Source organism: Streptomyces sp. R21 (assembly GCF_041051975.1).
GTDB lineage: Bacteria > Actinomycetota > Actinomycetes > Streptomycetales > Streptomycetaceae > Streptomyces.
This window is the reverse complement of the sequence record NZ_CP163435.1, coordinates 306,117-325,440: the sequence shown is the minus strand read 5'-3', so window position 1 is coordinate 325,440 and position 19,324 is coordinate 306,117. Positions and strand designations below refer to the sequence as shown.

Here is a 19,324-nt window from a genome sequence, read left to right as displayed (position 1 = left end):
ATGCTCAGCCTGTGTGGGCCGCCAGGGCGTCGATGAGCGTGGGCCAGAGTTCGCGCGGGCGGTCGTGGCCCATGTCGGGGACGAGCAGGAGTTCGGGGCTCCGGGCACGAGGTACGCGGTGCGTCTGCCGCCGCTGGGGTCGGTCAGCGTGTCGTCCAGGCCGTGGATCACCAGCGTCGGCACCCGCAGTTCGCGGAGCGCGTCCGCGCGTGAACCGCTGAGGACCATCGCGCCGAGCTGCCGGCCGATCCCGGCGGGGTAGTAGGCGCGGTCACAGCTGGCGGCGGCCAGTTCACGCAACTGTGCGGCGTCACCGTATCGCTTGGAGGACCACAGCAGATTCTGCTCCGCCGCCGCGATGTACCCCTCGCGGTCTGAGGGCTTCGGACTGAACAGCGCGGCCTGGGCCTGTGGGCTGGGCCGGCCGTATTCGCTCTCGCCGGTCGAGGACATCATCGACGTCAAGGTCAGTACCCGCTCGGGGCGGGTGATGGCCATCGTCTGGGCGATCATTCCGCCCATCGAGGCGCCGACCACGTGGGCGCCTCCAGGCTGCGGAGAGTCTTTCCTTGGTCCGCCAACGCCATGTGCACCACTGGATGTTCAGGGGGCTACTCAAGATCGGTTTGGCCCTCGAGGGGAGCCCCGCCCGCTTGCCGACGGTTGCTGCGGCTAGCGTCTGTCTGTCTTTCACAAACGAACCCAGGGGGCATAAATGGCTGCGCTCACGAAGCGGTGGATATCGGCAAGCACGGCGATGGCTGCTGGAGCACTCGTCATCTCCGGCTGTTCAACCGCGGACGCGAACCGCTCAACGGCGTCTGCGACGACGGCAGCACCTTCGAGAACCTCCAGACCCCCGCTGACCGCAGGGCAGTTGAAGGCTCTCGCCTTCAAGGACGGCGAGGTGCCGCAGGCCCACAGCGTCCCGCTGCAGGATGCTGTTCCGAAGAGTGGGCAAAAGACATTTCCGCCCGTCTCCGACGCCTCCTGCCAGAGGGGCCTCGACGTGCTCGGTGCGCAGACCGCGTCCGCGTACGTGTTCCAGACGTTCAACTGGAAGAAGAACATCTACGGAGGCAGCTCCACACTTGCTTCCTACCAGGGCACGAAGGCGCAGGACGCATTTCGGCAGCTGCAGGACTCGCTCAGGACCTGCAAGTCCTTCACCGGGGTTGGCTGGGTCGGGAAGTTCAAGGCCAAGGTCACGGTGGAGCAGGCCCCCGCGGTAGGGGACGAGGCCCTCAGTTTTCACGTGACCTCGCCACTGCCGGACGGAGACGGAGGCGGACTGCGGGACGAGCACCATGTCTTCGTCCGGACCGGCACCATCACGGCGAGCTTCGAGGAGCTGAACGTGGGCCGGAAGGCGCAGTTCCCCCTCCGCCTCATCAAGAAGCAGGTCGACCGGCTCAGTAACGCCCAGCGCAGCTGACCACCCGTGCTCGATTACAGCCGCGCCCTCGACCGAGCGGTCGACGCCGCCGCTAAACAGGGAGTCTTCGTTGTCGCCGGTGCAGGTGACGAAGACCAGGACGCCTGCGACGCATCGCCTTTCAGCACAAAACGGGTACTGACGGTGGGGGGCGGCAACACCAACGACGAACGCTCATGGCCTTCCAACTGGGGCGCCTGCGTCGACATCTTCGCCCCCGGCAAGGGCACCCTGTCCACCTGGCGGGGCAGCACCACCGACACCCACACCCTGTCCGGCACCGCCGCCGCAGCAGCCCACGGTGCGGGAGTTGCCGCCTACCTCCTGTCCCTCCAGCGCGACCTCACCCACACCACCCCCGCCGCACTCACAGACGAGATCCTGAGGCTCAGCGTCCGCAACAAGATCAGCGACGCCCCCGGGCACACCCCGAACCAGTTCCTGCGCATCCCCGCCCTCACCAAGTAGCCACTGGGACGCGCGCCAAGCATCAGGAGCCCCGACGGGTTCGCTTCTGACGACACGGTGGTGCGCTCAGGCGGTGGTCCAGGATTCGAGGTGCTGCGCGATGTCGCGCAGGTCGGCTTCCTGGGCTCGGACGGAGCCGGCCAGCGTGTAGAGGTCTTCGTCCTTGGCTCGGACGGGCTGCCCGGAGACGGTCATGTACTGGTGGGTGCAGCCCCAGCCGATGACGAGGTTGTAGTCGGCGAAGGGGCGCAGCAGCAGGGCGGTGTGCAGGAAGGTGGCCGCGCGGGCGGACGGCTCCTCGTAGTAGAGGGCGCCGCGTTCGCGTTCGAACTTGTGGCGGTCGGCCATGAAGCCGAGGGCGCCCCAGTCGGCGATGGGGACGTTGAGGGGGGCGAGCGCCGACTGGATCTGCAGGACCCAGCCGGTGTCGACGCGGATGATCGGGCTCATCGCAGGCCGGCGGGGAAGCGGTCGGTGACGCCGGGCAGGATGCGCTCGGCCTCGGCGACGGCGCCCTCCACGAAGGCGATCCGGTCGGCCTCCTCGACGGTGACGTCGTGCACGTGCTGCTTGAGGCTCTTGCCGGCGAGGGTGGCCCGCTCGCGCAGCCGGTCCATCTCGGCCGCGCTGAATTCAACGTTGAGTGCTGGCATACCCCCAAGGTACCCGTACTGGTACCGGTTTGGGTACCGTTCATAGTCCCGGCGGCGGGGAGCCCGCCGCGCCGCCTGCCCGTGAGGGTGGGCCGATGAAGGGAGGCCGGCGTCGTTCCCGTCGGCGCGAGGCGGTGCAGTGCCTTGTTGACGTGGGGGGCGCACGAGAACAGGCGTGCGCCTGTTCGCTGAAAAGTCTTGTGGAGCGGCTGAACGTTCGAGGGCTCTGTGCGATGGAAGGACTTCATACAGTGATCACGCGTCGGGCTTCGTCCGGCGTCAACTCGATAGGGGAGCCGTGGTGGATTGGGGATTGGGCGACATGACGTCAGCGGCAGTCGCGGCGCGTGTCTTCGGCCGGGACATCGCAGTGTTCGGACGGCGGCTGCTGGGTGCCGGAGTCCGCGTCGGAGCGGCCGAAATCGCCCGTGCGCGCCGTGGGACCACTACGCCAACGGCCACCAGTAGGAGCGCGGAGGAGGCCCGATGGCCCGTCCGGTAACGGACCCGCCGCTGGATTTTCAGGCCTTCTACCAGCGTTTCCACCGCGCCTACCTCCGGTACGCGTACCTGCACCTCGGGGAGCGTGCGGCCGCAGTTGAGACGGTGGAGCTGGTTTTTACCCAGCTCCTGGAGACCTGGTCCGACGTCCTCACGCAGCCCAGCGTGCAGCGCTACGCGCACTCCGTGCTGCGCCGCACGCTCGCCAATGGAGTCCCCCGCCCCCGAACGCGAGGCGAAACTGGGCCGCATCGAAGAGGTGCTGGACCACTTCCCGGAGCGGGTCTTCGCCTTCGGTGAATTCGGCCCGCTCGGGTCCGGCCCACTGCAGGCTCGGGTTGGGCCAGGCAGCAGCGCCCGGACCGGTTGCCGGCCACCTACCACCGTACCCACGGAGTGCGCTACTTCCACGGCTGTTACTCGGTCGGCGACGACCGCCTGTGGGGCGTCAACCACCGCAGGAAAGGTGCCGCGAACACCCTGGCCGCGCTGAAGTCGATCCGCGCCGCCCGGCCCGACGGCGCACCCATCTACGTGATCATGGACAACTTGTCCGCCCACAAGGGCGCAGACATACGCCGCTGCGCGAAGAAGAGCAAGGTCGAGTTGTGCTTCACGCCGACCTGCGGCTCGTGGGCCAACCCGATCGAGGCGGACTCCGGACCGCTGCGGCAGTTCACCATTGCCAACTCCCACCACCCCAACCACACGGTGCAGACCCGGGCCCTGCACGCCTACCTGCGCTGGCGCAACGCCAACGCCCGCCACCCCGACGTGTTGGCCGCCCAGCGCCGGGAGCGCGCACGGATCCGCAGCGAGAAAAGCATCCGCTGGGGCGGCAGACCCGCGCTCGCGGTGTGAGATCCGGTCAGAGTACTCCCGCGACGTCTTCAGACGCCCAGGTACGGAACATCGAGAGCGCCTCGGTCAGGTTGCCTGGCCCACACGCAATGTGAAAGGTCCTCTCGGACGTCCAGGCCATCACCCAGTCGTGCTCACCCCGAGTGACCCGCTGCCGGGGGTACTCCCGGTCCGTCATGTGATCATCCGTGGCCGGCCTCCTAGACCACGTCACATCGTGCTCGGCAGCGCGGACACCTGAGCCCGGCTGGCCGCAACCATTTCCGCACCTCGCGGGTCACACCTGTGAAGCACAGCGGGCCGGGACCCTCCCGGCGCGCGGGGAAGGTTTCGGTCGGATGGCAAGACGATCACGCGTACGCGCGGTCGCGACGGCGGCGGCGGGCGCGGTGGCGCTGGTGGCGGGGGTGTTCGGCACGGGTCCGGCCCGCGCCGACACGGCGGACGCCGCACGAGCGATGACGGTCCAGTTCGCCGAGCACGAGCTCTTCATCGGGACGGAGCCGGCGAGCGTGGACCTGTCCTACCGGTGGAAGGTGGCCGGCGGGGGCACGGCACACCACGTCCACCTGACCGTCGACCTGTCCGGAGTGGCCGACTTCGCCGAGCCGGCACCGTCGGAGCACTGCAAGGGCAACCTCTGCACGCTGGACCTGGCGTCCGCCACCTCGGACTTCCACGCCATCACGCTGGCTCCGAAGCCCGGTGCGGCCGTCGGCAGCAGCGGCACCGTGACCGTCTCCGGCACGGCGTCGGACGCCACCGTCACCGGCGACCACCTCACCCTGACCAACGGCGCGACGCAGCTGAAGGTGAGCGCGTCCGCCGAGCAGCTGCACCAGGTGCCGGGCGACACGCTGACCTTCCCGCTCGACGTGTGGAACAACGGCCAACTCCCGGCGGCCAAGGGGGTGGAGCTGCGGATCGACACCACCGCCGGGCTGCACCTCCAGGGCTCCTGGGCCAACTGCCGCGACGTGCCCGCGAGCGACCGCGGGGGGCACATCGTGCGCGAGACCCTGTGCGACTTCCCCACCCCTGTGGAGCCCGGCCAGCGGTACGCGTTGTCGTCGCCGCTGCGCGTCAAGGTCGGCGACGAAGCCCTGCGCGACAAGATCTTCTACGAATTCACCCCGCTGACCAGCGCCGCCCCGGCGAACGGCCCCGGGACCCCGCTGACCCTGGTCCCGAGGGGCGCGATGCCGTCCGACGGGAACATCGACCCGTACTTCACCACCTACGTCAACAGCGTCAACCACGCCGACTTCGCCGTCACCGGGGACACCGTCACCGGGCGGCGCGGCGGTCACGCCACGCTGCACGCCACGGTGATCGACTGGGGGCCGGCGGTGGTGGAGGACCTCCTCGACGACGACGCCTTCCTCCCGGTCCTCGTCAAGCTGCCGCCGGGCACGAAGGCCACGAAGATCCCGGACAACTGCCAGCCGCCGCCCACGGACGACGGGTCGGACCCCGGCCCCCGGATGGGCCGGTCCTCCTACCAGTGCTACTTCGGCGACCCCGCCCCGGGGGACAGACACGTCCTGTCGTTCACCGTCGCTGTCGGCCCCCGTACCCCGGCCGTCTCCACGGGCCAGGTCCGCACGCTGGAGGTCATGAAGGGGCTCGACCCCGACGCCTCCAACGACAGCGCGGCGCTGACCCTGCGGCTGGCGCAGGGCGGCTCCTCGGGCGGCGGCACGGCCGGCGCGTCCGGGGGCGGCGGTACGCCCGGCGGGTCCGGCTCCGGCGGCGCGGCCGGAGCGTCCGGCTCCGTTTCGGGCGGCCCTTCCGCAGGGTCCGGACCGCTGGCCGACACCGGATTCGGCGGCGGCTGGATCGCCTGGGCGGCCGGCGCGCTGCTGCTGGCTGGTGGTATGGCCCTAGCGCTCTCCGCCGCCCGCTTCGAACCCCGCGAAACGTGAGTTTTCCGTCATGGCCGGCGGGCAACTTCACCTGGGAGCATGATTGTCCATCGGGTGGACGGGGGGAAAGCGGGATGACCACTGCGCACAGACGGGTTCGTGCGGCCATGATCGTTGCGGCGGTGCTGGCGGCCGCCGGCTGTTCCGGCGGGGGCGGTGACGACGCCGCTTCCAGCCCCTCCGCGACGACGACCGCGGCGGCCCCGGCCACCACCCCTTCGACGGCCTCGCCCACCCCTGCGGTCAAACCGTCGGACATTTACCCCACGAACGCGGCCGGCTGCCATCCGAACGCGAAGTGGAGTACGGCGAAGGCGGTGGACTGGGTCGACTGGGGGCAGGTCGGCACGCCCGCCCTGGGCCCGGGAGAGGTCCGGTTCCCCAAGTCCATGCCCGGCTTCGACGGGCCCCTGTGCGACCGGGTGACCGTCCAGGTCCAGTACTGGCGCGTCAACTACCGGCCGTCCAGCGCCACTTCGGCCGCCGACCCGCTTTCGAGGGAGGTGAACTATGACTACGCCCTGCAGTCCCTCAAGCGCACCGAACTGCACATCGACGGCCGCAAGGTCCACGACGTGAAGCCGCCGAAGGGCTTCGCCTCGGCCAAGGCCAGCCCCTGCGACGGCTTCCTGGAGGCGATCTACGTCGGCGCACCGCTCAAGAGCCGCGAACTGCCGACCAAGATCAGCACGGGCAACACGATCGTCGGCGACGACGTCACCTTCCCGACCAAGCGCGTGGTCGATTACCACGTGTTCGCGCCGTCCGCGCCCCAGCTCTGCGACGACAACGGCATCCCCACGGCATCCCCCGCACCGTCCAGCTACCCATCGTCCGGCTTCGGGCTGTCCACGCCGTCCTACCCCGCCTTCGACCTCACCCCTAAGAGCTGAGCGGCCGGGAGCTACGCCAACACGCGCGCCAGCGCGAAGCCGTCGTGGGCCACGTGCGCGAGCCCATGGCCCGCGAGTACCGGACGCCCCTGCTGATGATGACCGAGAAGTCGACCGGGCGACGCGACACCGAACTCATGCGCCGCTACGTCGACGCACTCGCCCACTTCCCCCAGGCCGCCTGAGGGACTGCGACGGCATGTTCCGCTTCTACGTCGCCGCCGCCATCGCCTGCAACGACGACGACGCCCATCTCACCGAGGACGAGAACCGCCTGCTCACCGAGATCGGCGAAGTCCTCTACGACGCCGTCGCCTTCCACAAACACCGCGCCGAAGGCGAGATCCACAACACCTACGCCTACGCCTACGCCGGCGCCGAACTCCGCGAGAACGCCTACCGCTCCTACCGCGAAGCGTTGTGGAACCTGGACGCTCGCTGGGCCCGCACCACCCGGGGGCGCTGCGCCGTCAACTTCGCCCGCTTCGTCGGCGGACCGATCCACCAGATGATGCGCCGCTACCGCTTCGTAGAAGACGGCCTCATCGTCGGCAAACCGGAAACCACCGACGTGGTCACCCAAGCACGGCACAACACCAAACTCTGGTACCGCATCGACGCCCACGCCGCCCCACCCGCGGACAAGGAACGCTACGCAGCCGCCCTGGCCCAGGAGGACCGCGTCCTGTTCCCCGGCATGGCCCAGCTACTCAACCGCCCCGACCAGGACAAGTGCCCCCACTGCCGCCACCGCACCTCCCACGGAGCCGAAGCAGCCGGACAGTTCGGCGGCGTCGAACTGTGCGGGGGGTGTCGCGACAAGTGGCGCACCTGCACACATTCCCAGACCGCGCCGCACATGTACTCGCACCCCGCACCGACCCAGCCGTGGACCCTGCTGCTCCTCTCACCTCCTGATCGGAGAGACAGGGCTTGGTTTCCGTAGGCCGACCGGTTCTGGTCCCGGTGGCGAGAGTTTCCGCGTCGGCGAGTTCCGCCTCCTCCCATCGTGCGGCAATGAGTCGGCACCGGAGGCTCGGGCGGCAACAGGCAAGTCTTCGACGAGGCCCTCTATACCGTCGGCCCGTTCACCGTCACCGGCTGCAGCGCATCTTCCGCGACGCATGGCGCGGGGAGACGTGGTGTGGAGCCGCCTCGGCAACTGCCAGGGCGGCTGTTGCGATCGGGGGCTGTCGGTCAGGGGCTGTCCTCGCCGCCCCCGGTGCCGCCGTTGGCCAGCCATTGTGCGTAGGCGATCGCGGCCAGACGGGCCGAGAAGGCGTTGTCACGTGCGGTGGCGGTCGTGACGGTGGCGGTGCCGGCGGCCGCGGTGAGACCCGAAGTCGGCGTGTACATCGCTTCGTTGAAGACTGATCCGCTGGGGGCCGAGGCAACGGCGAAGACGGGGTGTGCCGTTCCGCCGGAGAAGGACGTGGAGATGTAGTCGCCGACCATGGTGCCCTGCGTGGTGCTCGCCAGCCAGGAGTGGGTCATCGGACCGGCCAGCTGTGTCGGCGCCGTCCAGGTGCTGCCGCCGTTGGTCGAGGAGACGTACCCGACGTCCAACTGGCAGTTGGAAGCGGTGCAGTTGGCGACCGGGTGGTAGTAGTACGTCAGCGCCAGGTGCGCGGTGCTGCCCGAGGTGCCCGGGTCGACGGCAAGGCCGGGGATGAAGTGGTCGACGGTGCTGGTCGTCGCGTCGATCGGTATGCGGGTCACCGACGACCAGGTGGTGCCGTTGGTGGTCGTCGCCATCACGATGTCGTTGGAGGTGCAGGAGCCCCCGCTGGCGCGGAAGCGGCAGTCCTGCCAGACGACGTACACCTTGCCGGTGGCGTCGATCTCGGCGGAGGGCAGCGGGCCGCTGCGCAGGCTCCCGCGCACGGTGAACGTGCTGACCGTGGCCACGGTGGTGGCGTTGGTCCAGGAGCTGCCCCCGTTGGTGGAGGTGAAGGCGCGGATCGCGGTCTCCGAGGCGTTGGCGATCGGGACCACCACGGTGCCGTTCGGCTGGACGACGGGCTGTCCGCCCAAGCCGGTGGCGTTGTTGCCGGTGTTCTTCGAAGCACCCCAGGTGAGACCGCCGTTGGAGGAGGTGGTCATCTTGATGCGGTCGCCGTCGCCGTTGTTGTCGTACTCGGTGTAGCAGTTGCCGTAGAAGGTGCTCGTGGCGGTGTTGTCGCAGACGATCCAGTTCTTGTCGAGGCTCGAACCGGTCGCGGTGATGACGGGGTTGCTCCAGGTCAGTCCGCCGTCGGTCGAGCGGCTGGTGTAGACGTTGGGCACGGTGACGGAGGACGTGATGGGGATGGTGGAGATGAGCCAGGCGTTGTGCTTGGCGTCGTAGGCCACCGACGGGTCGCTGACCCTCTGGAAGGTGCCGCCCGCCTGTGTGGTGATGCCCGGCAGGAAGCCCTTGGTCCAGGTGGTGCCGCCGTCGGTGGAGGTCGCGAAGCCGACGTTGGAGGAGCCGCCGTCGGTGAACCGGCCGACCTGGAAGGCGGAAACGATCGTGGAGCCGTACGAGAAGGTGTCCGGCTCGACCTCGGTGGCGTGCTGGCTGGTGGAGTTGGTGTAGGGATCGGTGCTGATCTGAGTGAGGGCAGGCGCGGCACTGGCGGTGGTCGTCGACAGGGCGAGCACGCCGGCCGCGAGGGCCGCCGTCACCAGGCCGGGTCTCGCCAGGCGGCGGAGCAGTGATGCCAGGGACATGATCCGTTCCCTTTCACAGAAGGGGCACGTCCGGCATCGGTGCGTCGCGAAGTGGGGTCGGGAGCATGCCTCGTACACGTCCGCACCATGAGGGCGGGCGGAGCCCGGCCGAACCGAACATCGTGCAGGACGTGCTGAAGGACGTCGACACTCTGCTGCGCAAGCAGGTTCATGTCAACGCTTTCCGCCGCAACACCGCCCGTACCGCAGGGAATTGGCGTCCCCTTGACCCTCGGACATCCCGATGACCCGCCTCGTCGCACCACGTTTTACGGGCAGCCTGTGCAACGGGGGCGGCACCACCGCCGGACCGCTGTCCCGGCCTTGGCCGCACCGCCCCGGCTCATCACGCCTCCCCCCGAGACAACCTGCCTCACCCATTGGCGTCAGGGGCTGTCCGGCGCGGGATGGCTCCTGTCCGCCGCTATCGCCGACATCCGTCGTGGTGGCGGGGGCAGTCGGGGCTGGGGATCCTGCTCTCGTTGGGGTTGGGGTTGGGGTTGGGGGTGGGTTGGGGTTGGGGGTGGTGGGTGGTTTTTAGGTGATTTTGTATTGGGCCATCATGCCCATGGCGGCGTGGTCGATGAGGTGGCAGTGGTAGAGGTAGGTGCCGTGGTAGGTGTTGAAGGTGGCTTGGATTTTGACGGTTTCGCCGGGCATGAGGTTGACGGTGTCTTTGAGGCCGGTTTCGGGGGTGGTGGGGGGTTGTCCGTTGCGTTCGAGGATGCGGAACTGGACGAGGTGGAGGTGGAGGTTGTGGGGGGGCGTATTGTTGGTGTTGGTGAGGGTCCAGATTTCGCTGGCGCCGTGGTGGATGTGGGTGTCGATGCGGTTGGGGTCGTAGGTGCGGCCGTTTGATGTAGGCCTGGGGGTGGGGGTTGCCGTTTCGTCCATGCTGAGGGTGATGGTGCGTTCGGTGGTGGGGTGGGGCAGGGGTGGCAGGGTGCGTAGGACGGGGGGGATGTGGTTGTGGTCGGGGGCGGTGCGGACGATGTCGAAGCGGAGTACCTGGCCGAGCTGGTCGGCGGGCCCGCCGCTCAGGAGGGTGTTCTCCAACACCAGTTGGGTGCCCAGGGGGTAGCGGGAGAAGTCGATGATGGTGTCGGCGCGTTCGCCGGGGGAGAGGGTGATGGTGTCGGTGGGGTGGGGGTGGGGGAGCAGGCCGCCGTCGGAGCCGATCTGGACGATTTCTGTGCTGTCGGCGAGGCGGAGGCGCAGTGAGCGGAGGTTGGAGGTGTTGAGCAGGCGTAGGCGGTAGGTGCGGGCGGCGACGTCGAAGCGGGGGTAGGCGACGCCGTTGGTGAGCAGGGTGGTGCGGTGTTGGAAGTCGCCCATGGTGTAGAGGAGTTGGCCGTCGGTGTCGAGGGCGGCGTCGCGGATGGCGAGGGGGATGTCGTAGGGGCCGGTGGGCAGCGGCAGGGCTGCTTCGTCCGCGTCGGTGAGCAGGTAGGTGCCGGACAGTCCGCGGTAGACGTGTTCGGATTCGAGGTGGTGGGCGTGGTCGTGGTACCAGAGTGTGGCGTGTGGCTGGCGGTTGGGGTAGGTGTAGCGGCGGGTGGCGCCCGGGGCGATGGTGTCCATGGGGGAGCCGTCGTCGTCGGCGGGGACCGAGGCGCCGTGCAGGTGCACTGAGGTGGGTGTGGTGAGGGCGTTGCGGTGTTCGACGCTGACCGGCCTGCCGGAGCGGGCCCGGATGACGGGGCCGGGGAAGTGTCCGCCGTAGGTCAGCACGTCGGTCCATATGCCGGGCAGGATCTGGGCGCGGGCGGGGCGCGTGGTGAGGCGGTAGCGGTCGACGCCGTGTGCGGTGGAGTAGGGGGAGAGCACCTGCGGCAGTGGCAGCGGCAGCTGGAACTTCTCGGCGGCCGACACCGCCCGCAGGGCGGGCGCCGCCTGCACGGCCGTCGCCGGCGCGGCGGCCGGGCCGGCCGGGGCGGGGGTGGTGCTCTGGCGGTGGCGCAGCAGCGGGGTGAGGGCGGCTGAGGTGACGGCGGCGCTGCCGGCGGTGGCGAGGGCTGCGTTGAGCAGGGTGCGTCGGGTTGGGCATGGCCTTCTCCTCGTTCGGCGGGCCGCGCCGGGATGGGGGCGGGGGCGCGGCGGTGCCGACTTCAGCAGGGGGCGCTCGAGGGGCGGTGGGGAGGAGACCGGGCGTCCGCACGGCGGGTGGTGCCCCGGCCTCCCGCCGCCCGGGGCACCGCTGGCGGCGCGGGCCGCGCCCGCGGCGGGGACGCGAGCCGCTGCCGAGCCGCTGCCGAGGCGCTGCCGAGGCGTTGTCGAGGCGTCGTGATGGCGTCGTGGAGGTGTCGTCCGGGCTGCCCGGGTTGCTGCCCGGGTTGCTGGGTTGCTGCGGGGTTGCTGGGGGTATCGTCCGGACGCCTCTGGCGGGCGCGGGCGTCCGCCGGTGAGGGCTTTGGTGCCCGGGCGGCGCGGCCGGGGCCGGGGTGGTGCCTGCCGGTAAAAGAACAGACCTTCCGGTTTCCGAACTGTTGTGGTGTACTGCCGACGGTGTGAGCGGTGGGGCGGGCGGGGAGTGCCGTCCGCGACGCGCCGGACCGCGCCGGACCGCGCCGGACCGTGGCGCCCGGCCTGACGCCGGAGGCCGGGCGCGGGGTGCGGGGTGCGCGATGCGGGGCCGGGGGCGAGGCGGGACGCGGGGCCGGGCGGGTTGCCGGGGCGGTGCGGGGCCGCCGTCGGGGGCGACGCGGGACGTGGGGCCGGGGGCGGACGTGTGATGCGGGGTTGTGCCGGACGTGCGATGCCCGGTCCCCGGCGTGCGACGCGGAGCCCGGTCCCCGGCGTGCGGCGCGGAGCCCGGTCCCCGGCGTGCGGCGCGGAGCCCGGGCCGCACGTGCGACGCGGAGCCGGGGGCCGCACGTCCGGCGTCCGATGCCCGACGTGGGGCCGTTGCCCGGCCGTTGTCCGGCCGTCGGCCGGGCGGGGTGTGGGGTGGGGCGGGATGCCGGGCGTGGGGCTGGGGTGCAAGGCGGCGTCGGGTGCCCGGCGTGGGGCCGTTGTCCGGCCGTCGGCCGGGCGGGGTGTGGGGTGGGGCGGGATGCCGGGCGTGGGGCTGGGGTGCAAGGCGGGGTCGGGTGCGGGGTGGGGTGGCCGGTTGGTGGTGGACGGCCGGCCCCCGCCGCACCCCGGGCGGGGTGCGGCGGGGGCCGGCCGGGGTGTGTCCGCGGGGTGTTCTGGGGTGGTGCGGGTGGTGTGGGTGTCTGGGGTGGTGCGGGGGTGGTGGTGGGTGGGGTTAGTGGGTGGGTCCGGTGAGGGTGGTGGTGAAGACGCGTTGGCCGTCCTGGTGGCCGGCGACGTGGACGGTGGTGACGGGGGGTGTGGGGGGAGGAGATGTCCAGGACGTCGATCCAGCAGGGCCGGTCGAGTTCGGCGTAGCGGTGGAAGGTGGTGCTGGCGGCGGCGGGGGTGAGGATGCGGGGGGCGAGCAGGGCGGTGGCGGCCTGGCGGGCGCCTTCCAGGAGGACCATGCCGGGCAGGTGGTCGTCGCTGTGGTCGAACAGGATCGGGTGGTCCAGGTCGGGGGTGAGCAGCCAGCGGGTGGGGTGGTCGGTGGGGGAGAGCATGACGTCGGCGGCGGCCTGGCGGCCCACCCGGGCGGGCGGCAGGGGGGTGCGGTGGGTGCGCAGGTCGAAGGGGTGCGGGGGTGGCGGGGTGCGGGAGGCGCGCAGCCGCCGGTAGACGGCCGGCTCGATGACGCGCAGGGCGCCGGTGCCGCGGGCGACGAGGGCGCCGGAGCGGCGGATGGACAGTTCCAGGCGCAGCCAGCTGGCCATCTCGCGGCGGCGGGTGAGTTCGGTGCAGGTGGCCTCGAGGTCGAAGTCGGTGGGCCGGCCGGTGATGCGGAGGTTTTCCGGGCGGGTGGTGTAGCTGAGGTCGGAGAGCACGAAGCGGTGGGTGAGGGGGACGCCGAGTTCGGCGTGGGCGAGGTAGATGCCGGTCTGCCGGAAGGTCTCGGCGGTCTGCAGCGGGTCGTGGCTGGTTCCGTCGGTGCTGTTGAAGAGCGTGTGGGCGCGGGGCCACTGCCCGGTGAGCAAGTACCTGAGGCCGCCTCGCGCGGTGCAGCCGGTGAGGAAGACCTCGGCCAGGCTGGCGCGGTGGACGTACTCCTTGGGGACGGTGGTGGTCAGCCGCGGCAGCGCGGGCAGGCCGATCGCGCGTGAAGTGGTCGGCAGGCTCATGGAGACCCCCGTGGGAAAAAGGAAGCTATGTTCGACGACGACTAGTAAGATACGGACCTACCGGTTTTCTTACGAGACCCAAAGGTAAAGGGTCAGTCAAGTATCGGCGGGCCGCCCGAACTGGAGATTCCGTTTCGTGTGGGTTTACCGGCAGGTGGGCGCGGAAAAGCGCCTGGTGTCGCCGCGGTGGGCGGGGCGTGGCGGCGGATCAAACAGACTTCTCCGGCGGTTTTGTTTTGTGGATCTTGGGAGGCATGGTGCGGAATCCGACCGGTGCTGTGGTGCTCGATCCGTTGGGCCGGGACCTCCACGGGGAGGCGGCCCGGCTGCGGCGGCTCGGGGGGGTGGTGCGGGTGGTGCTGCCGGGGGGTGTGCCGGCGTGGTCGGTGAACCGGATCGGTCTGATCCGGCAGGTGATGGCCGATGCGCGGGTGTCCAAGGACGCCTACCGGCACTGGCCGGCGTGGATCAGCGGGGAGGTGGACGAGGGCTGGCCGCTGGCGATGTGGGTGTCGGTGCGCAGCATGCTCACCGCGTACGGGCCCGAGCACCGGCGGCTGCGCCGGCTGGTGGCGGGGGCGTTCACCGCGCGCCGGGTGGCGGATCTGGCCCCGCGGATCAGGGCGGTCACCGGCGAGCTGCTGGAGGGCCTGGCGCGGTGGCCCGCGGGGCGGCCGGTGGACCTGCGTGCGCAGTTCGCCGCCGAGCTGCCGCTGCGGGTGATGTCGCAGATGCTCGGCCTGGACGGGGCGCAGGCCCGTGACCTGCACCGGGTCACGGACGTGCTGTTCACCACCTCGACCAGTTCGCGGGCGGCGCGGGCCAACCAGGTGGAGCTGTACGGGCTGATGGACGCGCTGGTGGCGGGCAAGCGGGCGGCGCCCGGCGCGGATCTGACCAGTGCCCTGATCGCCGAGCGGGACGGGCGGGGCCGGGGCCTTTCGGAGAAGGAGCTCGTGGACACCCTGCTGCTGATCATCGGTGCGGGGCACGAGACCACCGTCAACCTTCTCGACCATGCCATCCACGCCCTGCTCGCCCATCCCGGCCAGCTCCGGCTGGTGCGGGAGGGGGCCATCACGTGGGAGGCGGTGGTGGACGAGACGCTGCGCCGGGAGGCGCCGGTGGCCAACATCCCGCTGCGGTTCGCCGTGGAGGACATCGAGGTGGGCGGCACTACGATCCGCGCGGGCGAGGCGATCCTGCTGTCGCTGGTGGCGGCGGGGCGCGACGAGGCCGTGCACGGGCCCACCGCGGACGCCTTCGACGCCACCCGGCCCACCCGCCGCGAGCACGGCGCGTTCGGGCACGGCGTCCATCACTGCCTGGGCCGTGCGCTGGCGATGAGCGAGGCGACGATCGCGCTGCCGGCGCTGTTCGGGCGCTTCCCGCAGCTGGCGCCGGCCGCGCAGGCCGGCGAGCCGGCCCTGTTCGAGTCCTTCATCTCCAGCGGCCACACAAAGCTGTGGGCGCTGCTGAACCCGCCGCCCGGCCCCGCTGCCCGGCCCCCGCTGCCTGAGCCCGCTGCCTGAGCCCGCTGCCCGGCCCCTGCTGGCTGGGCCTGCTGCCTGGGCCGCTGCTGGCTGGGTCTGCTGGCTGGGTCTGCTGTTTGAGTCTGCTGCCTGAGCCCCGTTTCGGACCGCGACAGGAGTACCGCGTGATGACTTCCCCGCTGGGCACTTTGCGTCTGGCCGCCGTGAACATCGACGGCGTGCTGCTGAGCGACACCTTCAGTCCGGTGCTGCACCGCCTCGCCGCGGCGCACGGCCTGGCCTACACCCCGGAGCTGGAGTACACCCTGCTGTCCCAGCCGCAGCATGCCGCGGCGGCCGCCTTCGCCGCCGCCGCGGGCCGCCCGGGAGGCGCGCGCGAGCTGCTGGGCGCCTTTTTCGCCGAGCGCGAGCGCTATGTGCGCCGCCACCCGGTGCGGCTGCTGGAGGGGGCCCTGGAGCTGCTGCGCCGGCTGCGCCGGCTGGGCCTGGACCTGGTGTGCTACGGCGGTCTGGAGGCGGCCCACTTCGAACGCCACCTGGGCCCGTGGGCGTCCTGGTTCACCGAACCGGGCTACGTGTGCACCGATGCCTTCCGCCCGGGCGTGGAGGAGATCACCCGGGAGGTGTTCCGGCTCGGCTACCACGAGGTGCTCTTCATCGACGACGTCGCCCGGTGCGCCGAGCAGGCGCTCGCGCGGGGGGTCTGCTTCGTGGGCCGTCCCACCGACTTCGCGCACGGCTTCCAGCGCCGGCTGATGCAGCGGGCCGGGGTGGCGCACCTGGTGAGCGCTCTGGACGAGATCGACGAGCCGCTGCTGCGGCTGCTGGACCGGGAGGCCGGCGCGCGGGCGGCGGCCACCTCATGAGCCCGCCGGCCGGCCCGCTGGCCGGGAAGGTGGTGCTGATCACCGGCGCCAGCAGCGGGATCGGGGCGGCCGCGGCCGCCGTGTTCGCGCGCCACGGCGCCACCGTCGTGCTCGCCGCCCGCCGCGCCGACCGGCTGCGCGAGCTGGCCCGCGCGGTGCGCCGCACCGGCGCCGAGGCCAGCTACAGCGTCGCGGACGTGCGCTGCACCGAGCAGGCCCGCCGCGCGGTGCAGGACGCCGTGGGGCGGCACGGCCGGCTGGACGCGGCGTTCAACAACGCGGGCGCCGGCGTGCCCAAACGGCCCCTGCACCTGCTCGACGACGCCGCGTACGACCTGGTCATGGAGACGAACGTGCGGGGGGTGTGGAACTGTATGCGCCACGAGATCACGGCCATGCTGGCCGGCGGGGGAGGCGCCATCGTCAACACCAGCAGCGTCGGCGGGCTGGTCGCCTCCTCGGCGGCCGCCCCCTACATCGCCTCCAAGCACGCGGTGATCGGCCTGACCAAGGCCGCCGCCGTGGAGTACGCCGCGCACCATATCCGCGTCAACGCCATCGCCCCGGGCCTGACCCGCTCGGAGATGGTCGACGAGTGGTTCGCCACCTCGCCCGACGCCGGCGAGAAGGCCTACCGCTCGCTGCCGCAGCAGCGGGCCGCCGATCCCGAGGAGGTCGCCGAGACGGCCGCCTGGCTGTGCAGCGACCGGGCCAGCTTCGTCACCGGCGCCACCCTCGCCGTGGACGGGGGGCGCACCGCCTGGTGAGCACCCCCGCCCCGCGGCGCGCCCCGGCACACCGGGGATGCACCGGGATGCACCGGCCCCACTCCCGCACGGTCCGGGGCAATCACCCCACCATGGGGTAAGGTACCTCACGTTCGGTTTTGTTTTGGTGCGAAGGTGGCCCTATGGCACGGCAAGAACGGGCAGTACGAACCCGCCGCGCTGTTATCGAGGCCGCCGCCGCGGTGTTCGCCGAGCGCGGATACGCGGCGGCGACCATCGCCGAGATCCTCGAGCGGGCCGGCGTGACCAAGGGCGCCCTGTACTTCCACTTCGGCTCCAAGGAGTCGCTGGCCCGCGGGGTGATCGAGGCCCAGATCCCCAGCGACCACCTCATCGCGCGCGAGCTGAAGCTGCAGGAGTGGGTGGACGTCGGCATGGTGCTGGCCCACCGGATCCCGCGGGATCCGGTGCTGGTCGCCGGCATCCGGCTGTCCGCCGACCGGCAGGGCCGCGCCCTGTTCGGCAGCGCCTGGCCGGCCTGGATCGAACTGTCGGCCGCCTACCTCGCCGAGGCCAAGGAACGCGGCGAGGTGCTGCCGCACGTCGTCCCGCAGGAGACCGCGGAGTGCTTCCTCGGGGCGTGGCTGGGCACCCAGATGCTCTCCGAGGCGTACGCCGACTGGACGGACCTCGACCGGCGCATCTCCGTCCTGTTCAACCACATCCTGCCGGCCATCGCCACCCCGGCCGCGCTGGTCAGACTCGACACCGCGGCCGACCGGGGCGAGCGGGTCGTGGCGGAGGCCGCGCGCCGCCAGCAGGCGGCGCCGGTGGCGGCCGAGGCCTGAGCGGGACCCCGCGCCCCGCCCGCCCGGCCGCCTCCCGGACCGCCGGAGCAAACCCGACGCCTGGTTTGCTCCGGGAGCAAACGGGGACCAGAACCGGGACCGAAACCGGGACCGAAGCCGGGACCGAAGCCGGGACCGGGGCGGGCCTGGCCCGGCCTTCGGCCGCCGCTCGAGTCCGGCCGGGGAGCATGGGCGGCCATGGAGATCCGCCGCGCCCGCTACGGGACCGAAACCGCCGCTTCCGGCGGCGGGCCCGCCGTCATCCGCCCGCACGGGGTGCGGCGTGCACCGCTGTGAGCAGGGCGGCCCGGCCGCGGGACGGCACGGCGGGGCCAGAGCCCGCCGGTCCGGCCCCTGGCAAACCAACCAATCATGCGGTTTGCTAGGGTGAGGAACGGAAAGCTGCAGGCCCGGAGGGGAAGCGGATCGGTCCTTTCCGCATCCCGTCGGGCCCCGGAGGAGAGCGTGATGGTCAAGCAGGTGCGGGCGGCTCGTACGCGTCAGGCCCTCGTCGTCGCAGCGGCCGAGATATTCGCCGAGGACGGGTACGCGCTGGCCACCCTGCCCGCGATCAGCAAACGGGCCGGGGTGAGCACCGGGGCGCTGCACTTCCACTTCGCCAGCAAGGAGGCGCTGGCCAAGGAGGTGGAGCAGGTCGCCGCCGATTCCGTGGAGAAGATGGCGGCCGCCTGCCGGGCCTCCGCCGACACCCTGCTGCAGTCGCTGGTGACCGCCACCGGCCGGCTGCTGGCCTCGGTCGCCGCCGACCCGGTGATCAGGGCCGGCTTCAAGCTGGGCAACGACCCCTCCCGCAAGAGCGGGGCGGGGGTGCCGCAGTGGTGGTGCGTGTGGGTGCACGACCTCGTCGCCCGGGCCCAGGAGGCCGGGGAGCTGGCCGACGACGTCTCGCCCCAGGACGCGGCGGCCTCGATCGTCGCGGCCACCGTGGGCCTCGAGGTCCTGGGCACCTGGGACCGCGCCTGGCTCTCCCGGGACCGGGTGGCCCATTTCTGGGCGTTCATCCTGCCGCGCCTGGCGGCCGCCCCCCAGCGGATCCGGGTCGAACCCGGCGGCTGAGCCGCCCCGGCCGGGCGGCCCCGCAAGCCGCACGGTGCGCTGCCCGCTGCCCGCCGCGCTGCCCGCTGCCCGCCGCGCTGCCCGGCCTACTGTGCTGCCCGGCCTACTGTGCTGCCCGGCCTACCGTGCCGCGCCGCCTACCGTGCTGCCCGGCCTGCCGTGCTGCCCGGCTCACCGTGCCGTCCGCCGCGCCGCCCGGCCTGCGCCGGCGCGCCGTCGTGGCCGCCGGGCCCGGACCCGGCCGGCCGTCCCCGGCCCCTGCCTTCGCGCCCCTGCGGCCCTGTTCCTGCCCGGCCCCGCTCCTCCCGGGCCCTGCGGCCCTGTTCCTGCCCGGCTGCTCCTGGGCCGGGCGGTAGTGGTCGTGGGTCGTTCTTCGAGCGGGCCGAGAGCGGTTCTTGAGCACGGTGACGGACGGTGGCCGGACATCGAGGACCGACGAAGGGGGCCTGGCCGGATGGGCAGTGACGACGCCGTGCTTCGCATCGAGCGCGGGCGGGCGACCGAGGAGGAACTGGCCGCACTCGCGGTCGTGCTGTTCTCGGCGCTGGCCGGCCGGGACGAGGAGGACGATCCGGTGCGGGCGCCCGAGGGTCCCCGCTGGCGGCCCGAGCGGTCCGCCGCGGCCTACCGCTCTCCGTACCACTGGCAATAAGACCGGCACCCGCCATGAC

Annotated in this window: 18 protein-coding genes and 2 pseudogenes; 13 read left to right on the top strand and 7 right to left on the bottom strand. The window is 71.7% G+C overall.

Annotation, left to right across the window (positions count from 1 at the left end; genetic code table 11):
* Positions 1-4 precede the first annotated feature (4 nt).
* A pseudogene (locus AB5J56_RS01520) lies at positions 5-543 on the bottom strand (alpha/beta fold hydrolase); the annotation flags it as partial.
* Between the two features lie 466 nt (positions 544-1,009).
* Here AB5J56_RS01520 and AB5J56_RS01515 point away from each other — a divergent pair.
* Positions 1,010-1,435 carry a hypothetical protein gene (locus AB5J56_RS01515; protein ID WP_369229227.1) on the top strand — a complete coding sequence of 142 codons (426 nt, stop codon included), beginning with the start codon at positions 1,010-1,012 and terminating at the stop codon, positions 1,433-1,435.
* A 6-nt stretch (positions 1,436-1,441) separates the two neighbouring features.
* Positions 1,442-1,903, top strand: coding sequence for a S8 family serine peptidase (locus tag AB5J56_RS01510; protein WP_369229225.1), 462 nt, complete (start codon positions 1,442-1,444; stop codon positions 1,901-1,903).
* Positions 1,904-1,969: 66 nt separating this feature from the next.
* Here the strand turns inward: AB5J56_RS01510 and AB5J56_RS01505 are convergent, their stop codons facing one another.
* Together AB5J56_RS01505 and AB5J56_RS01500 are read right to left on the bottom strand one after the other, a co-directional pair.
* Positions 1,970-2,353 carry a hypothetical protein gene (locus tag AB5J56_RS01505; protein ID WP_369229223.1) on the bottom strand — a complete coding sequence of 128 codons (384 nt, stop codon included), beginning with the start codon at positions 2,351-2,353 and terminating at the stop codon, positions 1,970-1,972.
* Positions 2,350-2,556 carry a hypothetical protein gene (locus tag AB5J56_RS01500; protein WP_369229221.1) on the bottom strand — a complete coding sequence of 69 codons (207 nt, stop codon included), beginning with the start codon at positions 2,554-2,556 and terminating at the stop codon, positions 2,350-2,352. The genes AB5J56_RS01505 and AB5J56_RS01500 overlap by 4 nt, the downstream gene beginning before the upstream one ends.
* 712 nt (positions 2,557-3,268) lie before the next feature.
* On the opposite strand from AB5J56_RS01500, the pseudogene AB5J56_RS01495 reads away from it, so the two are divergent.
* A pseudogene (locus AB5J56_RS01495) lies at positions 3,269-3,918 on the top strand (transposase); the annotation flags it as partial.
* A gap of 7 nt (positions 3,919-3,925) precedes the next feature.
* Here AB5J56_RS01495 and AB5J56_RS01490 read toward each other — a convergent pair.
* Positions 3,926-4,096, bottom strand: coding sequence for an Imm53 family immunity protein (locus tag AB5J56_RS01490; protein WP_327425921.1), 171 nt, complete (start codon positions 4,094-4,096; stop codon positions 3,926-3,928).
* 160 nt (positions 4,097-4,256) lie between these two features.
* On the opposite strand from AB5J56_RS01490, the gene AB5J56_RS01485 reads away from it, so the two are divergent.
* The 4 genes from AB5J56_RS01485 to AB5J56_RS01470 all read left to right on the top strand — a co-directional run bounded on the left by AB5J56_RS01485 (position 4,257) and on the right by AB5J56_RS01470 (position 7,682).
* Positions 4,257-5,843 carry a hypothetical protein gene (locus AB5J56_RS01485; RefSeq protein ID WP_369229218.1) on the top strand — a complete coding sequence of 529 codons (1,587 nt, stop codon included), beginning with the start codon at positions 4,257-4,259 and terminating at the stop codon, positions 5,841-5,843.
* A 107-nt stretch (positions 5,844-5,950) separates the two neighbouring features.
* Positions 5,951-6,736: a hypothetical protein gene (locus AB5J56_RS01480; RefSeq protein ID WP_369229216.1), complete on the top strand. Its 786-nt coding sequence runs from the start codon at positions 5,951-5,953 to the stop codon at positions 6,734-6,736.
* Positions 6,737-6,789: 53 nt separating this feature from the next.
* Complete coding sequence (locus AB5J56_RS01475) at positions 6,790-6,921, top strand: hypothetical protein (protein WP_369229214.1); 132 nt, start codon at positions 6,790-6,792, stop codon at positions 6,919-6,921.
* A 14-nt stretch (positions 6,922-6,935) separates the two neighbouring features.
* The gene (locus AB5J56_RS01470) at positions 6,936-7,682 is read left to right on the top strand and encodes a hypothetical protein (RefSeq protein ID WP_369229212.1); all 747 of its coding nucleotides are present in this window, start codon (positions 6,936-6,938) and stop codon (positions 7,680-7,682) included.
* A 251-nt stretch (positions 7,683-7,933) separates the two neighbouring features.
* Here AB5J56_RS01470 and AB5J56_RS01465 read toward each other — a convergent pair whose 3' ends face one another.
* From AB5J56_RS01465 to AB5J56_RS01455, 3 genes are all read right to left on the bottom strand, one after another.
* On the bottom strand, positions 7,934-9,448 hold the full coding sequence (locus AB5J56_RS01465) for a sialidase family protein (RefSeq protein WP_369229210.1): 1,515 nt from the start codon (positions 9,446-9,448) through the stop codon (positions 7,934-7,936).
* A gap of 537 nt (positions 9,449-9,985) precedes the next feature.
* Complete coding sequence (locus tag AB5J56_RS01460) at positions 9,986-11,347, bottom strand: multicopper oxidase family protein (RefSeq protein WP_369229208.1); 1,362 nt, start codon at positions 11,345-11,347, stop codon at positions 9,986-9,988.
* Positions 11,348-11,556: 209 nt separating this feature from the next.
* Positions 11,557-13,641, bottom strand: coding sequence for a ScbA/BarX family gamma-butyrolactone biosynthesis protein (locus AB5J56_RS01455; protein WP_369229206.1), 2,085 nt, complete (start codon positions 13,639-13,641; stop codon positions 11,557-11,559).
* Between the two features lie 254 nt (positions 13,642-13,895).
* Here AB5J56_RS01455 and AB5J56_RS01450 point away from each other — a divergent pair, with 254 nt between their 5' ends.
* From AB5J56_RS01450 to AB5J56_RS01425, 6 genes are all read left to right on the top strand, one after another.
* Complete coding sequence (locus tag AB5J56_RS01450) at positions 13,896-15,173, top strand: cytochrome P450 (RefSeq protein ID WP_369229204.1); 1,278 nt, start codon at positions 13,896-13,898, stop codon at positions 15,171-15,173.
* Between the two features lie 128 nt (positions 15,174-15,301).
* Positions 15,302-16,000: an HAD family phosphatase gene (locus tag AB5J56_RS01445; RefSeq protein WP_369229202.1), complete on the top strand. Its 699-nt coding sequence runs from the start codon at positions 15,302-15,304 to the stop codon at positions 15,998-16,000.
* The gene (locus AB5J56_RS01440; RefSeq protein WP_369229200.1) at positions 15,997-16,767 is read left to right on the top strand and encodes an SDR family NAD(P)-dependent oxidoreductase; all 771 of its coding nucleotides are present in this window, start codon (positions 15,997-15,999) and stop codon (positions 16,765-16,767) included. Before AB5J56_RS01445 ends, AB5J56_RS01440 begins: the two co-directional genes overlap by 4 nt.
* Before the next feature lie 143 nt (positions 16,768-16,910).
* Positions 16,911-17,576 (top strand): ScbR family autoregulator-binding transcription factor, encoded by a 666-nt coding sequence (locus tag AB5J56_RS01435; RefSeq protein WP_369229198.1) that lies wholly within the window; start codon positions 16,911-16,913, stop codon positions 17,574-17,576.
* 468 nt (positions 17,577-18,044) lie between these two features.
* Positions 18,045-18,653, top strand: a complete 609-nt coding sequence (locus AB5J56_RS01430; protein WP_369229196.1) for a ScbR family autoregulator-binding transcription factor — start codon at positions 18,045-18,047, stop codon at positions 18,651-18,653.
* 454 nt (positions 18,654-19,107) lie between these two features.
* A complete protein-coding gene (locus AB5J56_RS01425; protein WP_369229194.1) occupies positions 19,108-19,305 on the top strand; it encodes an acyl-CoA carboxylase subunit epsilon in 198 nt (65 codons plus the stop codon).
* Positions 19,306-19,324: the final 19 nt, after the last annotated feature.